The sequence below is a fragment of the Rufibacter sediminis genome, assembly GCF_014269285.1.
Classification (GTDB): Bacteria; Bacteroidota; Bacteroidia; order Cytophagales; family Hymenobacteraceae; genus Nibribacter; species Nibribacter sediminis.
On record NZ_JACOAF010000025.1, the window covers coordinates 24,389 to 31,832 of the forward strand.

The 7,444-nt window shown below is 53.7% G+C and carries 5 protein-coding genes; 2 read left to right on the forward strand and 3 right to left on the reverse strand.

The window, feature by feature from the left end:
* Positions 1 to 459: 459 nt before the first annotated feature.
* Both H7U12_RS10860 and H7U12_RS10865 read left to right on the forward strand, forming a co-directional pair.
* On the forward strand, positions 460 to 1,155 hold the full coding sequence (locus H7U12_RS10860) for a DsbA family oxidoreductase (protein WP_186637328.1): 696 nt from the start codon (positions 460 to 462) through the stop codon (positions 1,153 to 1,155).
* A gap of 27 nt (positions 1,156 to 1,182) precedes the next feature.
* Positions 1,183 to 1,863 (forward strand): type 1 glutamine amidotransferase domain-containing protein, encoded by a 681-nt coding sequence (locus H7U12_RS10865; RefSeq protein WP_186637329.1) that lies wholly within the window; start codon positions 1,183 to 1,185, stop codon positions 1,861 to 1,863.
* Between the two features lie 383 nt (positions 1,864 to 2,246).
* On the opposite strand, the gene H7U12_RS10870 is transcribed toward H7U12_RS10865, so the two are convergent.
* The 3 genes from H7U12_RS10870 to H7U12_RS10880 form a co-directional block, all read right to left on the reverse strand.
* Positions 2,247 to 4,880, reverse strand: coding sequence for a glycoside hydrolase family 3 C-terminal domain-containing protein (locus tag H7U12_RS10870; RefSeq protein ID WP_186637330.1), 2,634 nt, complete (start codon positions 4,878 to 4,880; stop codon positions 2,247 to 2,249).
* Positions 4,881 to 5,668: 788 nt separating this feature from the next.
* Positions 5,669 to 6,349 carry a TetR/AcrR family transcriptional regulator gene (locus H7U12_RS10875; RefSeq protein ID WP_186637331.1) on the reverse strand — a complete coding sequence of 227 codons (681 nt, stop codon included), beginning with the start codon at positions 6,347 to 6,349 and terminating at the stop codon, positions 5,669 to 5,671.
* Positions 6,330 to 6,995: a carbonic anhydrase family protein gene (locus tag H7U12_RS10880; protein ID WP_186637334.1), complete on the reverse strand. Its 666-nt coding sequence runs from the start codon at positions 6,993 to 6,995 to the stop codon at positions 6,330 to 6,332. The genes H7U12_RS10875 and H7U12_RS10880 overlap by 20 nt, the downstream gene beginning before the upstream one ends.
* Between the last annotated feature and the right edge of the window lie 449 nt (positions 6,996 to 7,444).

Below are 7,444 nucleotides of genomic sequence, written 5' to 3' on the forward strand. Positions count from 1 at the left end.
GGAGAGATGACAGAGGATGCTGAAAACCGCAAACCGATAAAAGGCAGGGCGAAACTGGTCCGGCATCTCGGTTCCCAAATCATTTTGGCAACTCAGTTGATGCTCGTCCGCAACTTCGGGCTGTTCCTTCATCGGTCTTTCTGTCTGCCAAAACGGGTCAGTTCCACGCACCTTCCTGAGAACACGCACTTTTGACAGGTCATCAGTTACCTGAAAGATACCCTTGGGTTATGCTGGGCTGGTCGGCTTCCAGAATCTACGTTTAGAGCCTGTTTTTCGCATTTCGGGCTTAAAACGCGACCGGGTCCTTGTTGAATAGCAGCGCATCGGTTATCACTTGTGAACATTTGGGGAGGTTCTTAGTATAAAATTTGAGGGGACCTTGCCGGGCGATGCCAAGAAGCGGCGGAGATGTGCCAGCGCGGTTGCCCATGAGTTTCACCTGAAAAAAAGAGAAAGATGAAAGTAGAGATATGGTCTGATGTGGTTTGCCCTTTCTGTTACATAGGCAAACGCCGGTTTGAGAAGGCGCTGGAAGGTTTTCAGGGCAAAGAAAAGGTAGAAGTGGTGTGGCGCAGTTTCCAGCTGGACCCCGACCTCAAGTTTGTGCCGGGCCAGTCGGTGCACGAGTACCTGGGCAAACGCAAAGGAGCCGATGCCGCCGAGGGCAAGAAGATGAACGACTACATGACCGACATGGCCAAAGAAGTAGGCCTGGAGTACGATTTCGACAAGGCCATCATCAACAACACCTTTGACGCGCACCGCCTCCTGCACCTGGCCAAGCAGCACGGCAAGCAGAACGAGATGAAGGAGCGGCTGTTCGAGGCGTACTACACCCAGGGCCAGAACGTGGGCGACCTGGATACGCTGGTGCAGTTGGGCGAGGAAGTAGGCCTGAACGGCGCTGAGATCAGGGAAGTTCTGCAACAAGACACGTACGCGCAGGAGGTGCAACAAGACATGTACGAGGCGCAGCAGGTAGGCGTGCGCGGCGTGCCGTTCTACGTGTTCAACAACAAGTACGCCGTGTCTGGCGCGCAACCCACCGAGCTGTTCCAGGAAGTACTGGACAAAGTCTGGGACGAAGAAAAGCCCCAGCTCATCACCGGCGAAGGCGCAGGCTCCTGTTCGGTTGACGGCACTTGTGACTAGTTTTTAACCTATTTAAGAAAAACACCCATGAAAATACTGATTGTTTTAACCTCGCATGACCAGCTAGGCAACACCGGCGAGAAAACCGGTTTCTGGATCGAGGAATTTGCCGCGCCCTACTACGTGTTCCAGGACGCCGGCGCCGACATCACCCTGGTATCGCCCAAAGGCGGCCAACCACCCATCGACCCGAAAAGTGACGCGCCCGAGAACCAGACCGAGGCCACCAAGCGCTTCAAAGGAGACCAGGCGCTGCAACAACTGCTGGCCAACACCAAAAAAGTTTCTGAGGTAAGCGCCACCGAGTTTGACGCGGTGTTCTACCCCGGCGGCCATGGCCCATTGTGGGATCTCTTTGAAAGCCCCGAGTCGGTGCAGCTAATTGAGGATTTCTGGAAGAGCAAGAAACCCGTGGCGGCGGTGTGCCATGCCCCGGCCGTCTTGCTGAACGTGAAAGACGAGAACGGCGAACCGCTGGTGAAAGGTAAAAACGTGACCGGCTTCGCCAACACCGAGGAAGAAGCCGTGGGCCTCACCGACATTGTGCCGTACCTGCTGGAAGACGAGCTGAAGAACAAAGGCGGTCACTATTCCAAAACCTCCGACTGGGGCGTGCACGTGGTGCAGGATGGTTTACTCATCACCGGCCAGAACCCCGCCTCCTCAGAAGAAGCCGCCCACCAATTGGTGCAACTTTTGAAAAAGTAGGCCCTAAACGTTTCATGCGGGCATCCTGACTCTACGAAAGAGGTACACGCGTGATTTGTAAAGCCTTAAACAGAAAGGCCGTCTCTATCTTTAGAGACGGCCTTTTCTATTGGAAGCGCTTTCCTGGTTGTTACCTCTTATGGCGTCTTATTATTGAAAGAGCTTTCTACTTATTTCCCCACTATGGCGCGGAAGTTACTTCCGTGCCTTAAGATACAAGTAAGTCACGGAAGTAACTTCCGCGCCATAGGAATCATAGTAGCCATAGGAACTATAGGATGAAACGAAAGAGCCGCTACCGCCAACAAAAATTGGCGGTAGCGGCTCTTTCGTTTAGGCCCTCGTTTCGTAAAACAAGCCGAAAACGGAATTGGGCACTTTGCTTATTTCAAAGCCAGCGTTCCTTCCACGGTTTTCTTGCTCTTCTTGGTAGCGGCATCGGGTTGGGCACCGCCTACGCTAATGGTCACGTTACCGGGCAAATGTTTGGCGGTGCCGTCCTCGGCAATTAGATGCAGATCTTGCGGACGCAGGGTAAAGTTCACCACCTTGCTTTCGCCACGTTTCAGGGAAATGCGCTGGAAACCTTTCAGGGCTCGGATAGGCGTTTTATAGCCGTTCTGCTGGCGCGTGAGGTACAACTGCACCACTTCATCGCCGTCCATTTTGCCGGAGTTGGTCACGCGCACGCTCACCTGCACGGGGCTGTTCACCGCGTTATTCTTGGGCAGGTCCAGTTTGTCATAGGTGAAGGTGGTGTAGCTCAGGCCGTGCCCGAAACCATACAGCGGCTGGCCTTTGAAATAACGGTACGTGCGGTTGTCCATGGTGTAATCCCCGAACGGAGGCAAATCCTGATCGCTCTTGTAGAACGTCACCGGTAAGCGGCCCGCCGGGTTGTAGTCGCCAAACAGCACATCGGCGATCGCCGTGCCTGCCGATTGGCCCGCGTACCAGGCGTTCACGATGGCCGGAATGTTCTGGGCTTCCCACGGCATGGCAATGGCGCTGCCGGTCATCATCACAAACACCACCGGCTTGCCCGTGGCTTTGAGTTCTTTCATGAGATCGGTCTGTACTTTGGGCAACAGGATGGACGTACGGTCGCCGCCGTTGAAGCCGGGCTCGTTCACCTTCATTTCCTCGCCTTCCAGCTGCGGCGAAATACCACCTACGTACAGGATGACATCGGCGTCTTTCACGCGGTTAGCAATGGCTTTGAAGTCTGACTTCGCGAAGTTACCGGCCCGCAGCTGAATGGAGGCTTTGCCGCCATCCTGGTTGTATTCCAGCACCAGGCGGTATTTCTGGCCGGCTTTGGTGGCTAGTTTGTAGCTTTTCGCGCCCCAGCGGTTACGGGTCCAGGCGTTGAGCTGCTCTTTGCCGTCAACCAGCAGGCGGTACCCGTCATCGCCCTCTACCTCAAAGGTGATGGAACCGGTGGTAGCAGCGGTGTAATCGGTGGTGTAGCGGGCCGAGAAGTTGTAGGCTTTCATGTTCCCTACCACGGTTTCGCCCTCCTGCCAGAAGTTGTTGATTTCGGGTTCCTGGCGCGTGGCCACCGGTTGTCCTTTCAGGTCGATGTTGTTGAAGTACTCGGCCTTCACGCCGGGTTTGCCCTCAAAACTCAGCTGCGACTTGATCTCGGTGTACACCAGCAGGGTGTCTTTGGTGAAGGTAGAAGCGCGCTCGTACACCACCTGCGTACCAGCGCCCACTTTGTTTTTGATGCCTTGCAGGGCCGTCACAATCTCTGAAGGAATCCCGTTGTAGTTCCCTAGCACCGCAATCGGGTTATCGGCGTTAGGGCCCACTACGGCTATCTTCTTCAGGTTCTTTCTGAGCGGCAGCGTGTTCTTCTCGTTTTTAAGTAACACGATGGACTGCTGCGCCATTTTAAGCGAGTGCGCTTTGTGCGGGGCACTTTCAATGACGTTGGGCGAGGTCTGGGCGTATTTCACCATGGCGGCCGGGTCAAACATCCCCAACCGGAACCGGATGGTGAACAAACGCTTCACCGATACATCAATCATGCGCTCGGTGATTTTGCCGTCTTTCACGGCCTGCACCAGAGCTTTGTACGCATCGGTACCGCAGTCAATGTCGGTGCCGTGCATTACCGCGTCGGCGGAGGCAGAAGCGGCATCGGGGTGGGTTTTGTGGTTCTTGAAGAAGTCATCAATGGCCCAGCAGTCGGAGGTCACGTAGCCGGTGAACTGCCACTGGTTGCGCAGGATGTCGTTCATGAGCACGTCTGAACCGCAGCAGGGCTGGCCCCGGAACGCGTTGTAGGCGCACATCACGCCGGCTACTTTGGCGTTCACCACCAGTTCCTGGAAGGCGGGCAAATAGGTGTCCCAGAGATCGTAGTTGGTGGCGGTGGCGTTGAACACGTGGCGCTCCGGCTCGGGACCGCTGTGCACGGCGTAGTGCTTGGCGCAGGCGGCGGCTTTCAGGTATTTGGGGTCATCGCCCTGCAAACCGTGCACAAACGCGCGGCCCAGCATGGCGGTAAGGAACGGGTCTTCGCCGTAGGTTTCCTGGCCACGGCCCCAGCGCGGGTCTCTGAAGATGTTGATGTTAGGCGTCCAGTAGGTGAGGCCCACGTAGCGCTGCCCTGATTTCCCTTCCTGTATGGCTTTGTTGTAGATGGCGCGTCCTTCCAGGGCGGAGAAATCGGCCATCTGGGCCAGGGAAGTGGTGTCAAACGTAGCGGCCATGCCAATAGCCTGCGGGTACACGGTCACTTTGTAGGGCGTACGGGCCACGCCGTGCAGCACCTCGTTCCACCAGTCATAAGAGGGAATGCCCAGCCGGTCAATGGCCGGGGCGGCGTTCAGCATCTGGGCTACCTTTTCTTCCAGGGTGAGGCGAGACATCAGGTCATCCACCCGGGCCTCCATGGGCAGCGTGGGATTCTGAAACGGATAGGCGTATTTTTCTTCTTTGCCGTACGTGAAGGCGAAAGCGATGCCAACGATGGCACTAAGCAAGAAAAAGAAGGGGAGTTTTTTCATGGAAAGCGACTGAATGGTATGATTGGTCTAAAATTGGGGAAAATATTCAACAATTCAGTAAAAGAAGCGAGAGTTTCAACGCCTGCCTGCTCCTTTAGAATGCATTTCCCCTGAAAAACTGCGCTACGCCGAGGTTCTACTTTTAAGCCTCTTTCCGAAAAACGGGCTCAAAACGCAGTTCATGCAGACACGCGCAGGAGCTGCGCCCAAGACGAGGTCAAAAGAAGAGTTTGAGTTCTGAGTCTTGAGTTCTGATTCTAATTAAAGAAAGAAATGCAACTGGCGCGAGACTTCGGTCTCGTGACAAAGGATGGCGCGAGTCTCCAGACTCGCCGGGAACCACGGGCTATAAACCTTATGCCAAGGGAAAGAACAGCGGTTACCATTTTCGTCTGGCTTGTTGTTGTTCTCCCCAACAAGCCAGACGCAGCTTCTCTGTTAGCGTTATTAAATACCGGAATCAGCAGTAGTACTCATCCCCCTACCCCCTTCAAAGGGCAGGGCCGTTAAGTTCTATTCAATGGTTTGTTTCTTTCGAGAAGGCATTGTTCTTACTGCATCTTTCAAGCCTCGAGGCTCACTGAAGTTACAAACTTCAGCTCATTTTAGGTCCAAGTTGCAAACTTGAACCAGCTATATTTTTAGAACTTAACGGCCCTACCTTCCAAGGGGGACGGAATGCATGATCAAAGAAAATACCCTTCCGCAGTCAGAGACCGCAAAAGGGTATTTTTTAAGGTAAACCTGAGCTCCCGCATCACTGACGCCGCACCACCTGGGAAACAACGTTACTTCTGGATGGTGCGGAGGACCATCTCGGTGAGGAAGTCCACCAGCTGGTTTTCCTGGTGCAGGTCTATGTTGGTGAGCGAAGGCAGGTGCTTGGCGTAGAACACCTGGTAATGCGCACTCTCCGAGACCGTAGACACCAACGAAGCCGGGTACGCGTACGCCGGGTTGATCTCCAGAATAATATCCACGATGCGCTTGTTCAGCCGTTTGTAACTCAGGAAGAAGCCCTCCTTGTTGTCTTCGTCCACCGCTTTGGTGAGGTAGACTTTGGCGGATTCGGCAATTACAATCTTCTGGAGCGTGACCTCCTCAATGTGCGCGAAATCCATGTCGTTCTCTATGCGTCCCGACAGAATCCGGATGGCGACGCGTAGCCGTTCCTCCGGCGAGGCAATGTTGGAGGTGGCAAACACCAGCCGGTATTCCAGCCAGCTCCAGTACCAGGAGATGAGGTAGACCAGCAGGTTGTGCTTGCTCTCAAAATAGCGGTAAATGGTGGCCTCAGTGGTGCCGGTGCGTTCTGCCAGCTTTTTGAAGGTAAAGGCCTCCAGCCCCAGTTCCTCCATCAGCTTGATGCCGTGCTCAATGATCAGCTTGCCCTTCTCAGAACTCTCCGGGTCTTTGAGGTAAACGTTCTCTTCTACCTTTATCTTAATGTTAGTTGGCAGACGATTCATGGTGCATTTTCTCCTCGGCGGTCGCTTCGTCGTAGAACTCTACAATGCCCGACTCCACATTGTACATGCCGCCTACAATGCCGATCTCGCCGTTTCCAATCATTTCGTGCAGAATAGGGCTTTTCTCTTTGATGAGGTGCATCATCTGCCACACGTTTTCCTGGGCTACCATCTCCACAAACTCAGTATTCTTTGAATTTCGCTCTCCTGCGTGGTCCACGGCGTCTACGGAAGGCGCAATCTTTTTCACCAGTCCGGTCAGGTTGCCCAACTCTACGTGATCGCAGGCACCTTTGATGGCGCCGCAGTTAGAGTGGCCCAGCACCATCACCAGTTTCGCGCCGGCCACTTTGCAGGCAAACTCCATGCTACCCAGAATGTCTTCGTTCACCACGTTCCCCGCAATGCGCACACTGAAGATATCGCCCAGTCCCTGGTCAAAGATGAGCTCCGCCGAGGTGCGCGAGTCAATGCAGCTCAGAATGATGGCGAAAGGATGCTGACCCGCCGAGGTTTCGTTCACCTGCTGTAACAAGTTGCGGTTTACCTTCAGGTTGCTCACGAAACGCATATTCCCGTCTTTCAAGATCTGAATAGCTTTTTCTGGGTTAAGCTCTGCCTGGGACTCTTTGGTTTGAGTTCTCATGTCTTCTGTTTTTTTTTAGTGGAAGTAATAAATTCTTTTGTCGGGGTTTGTCTGTTCTGCCGCTTCTGCCTCTTTGCGCCTACGAGGAATCTTCTCCTAAGAGCGCCTCCTCTTTACCGCTCCTTTTAAAGAAACAGCGCAGAAACGATAGTTGCTCACCTTAAAACGATAGTAATACTATTGTATTGCAAGGTAGAACAATATTCTTTTACTTGAATGAAAAAGATGCCGCTTCCAGATAAATAAAGGAGGAAACTTTCAGCCAGTTGATTCCTCCCTCAGAATTCATCAGGAAAGCAGGTGTTGATATCCGGCCAAAGCAGGCTTCCGCAACAAAACGCTCACCTAACATTAGGGCGCATTGACAATTAGTGTAAAAGGATCATGATGGATGCCAGGTAGACGAACCCGGCGAAGCTGTCAGCGGTTTTGTCGTAGCGGGTGGCGAT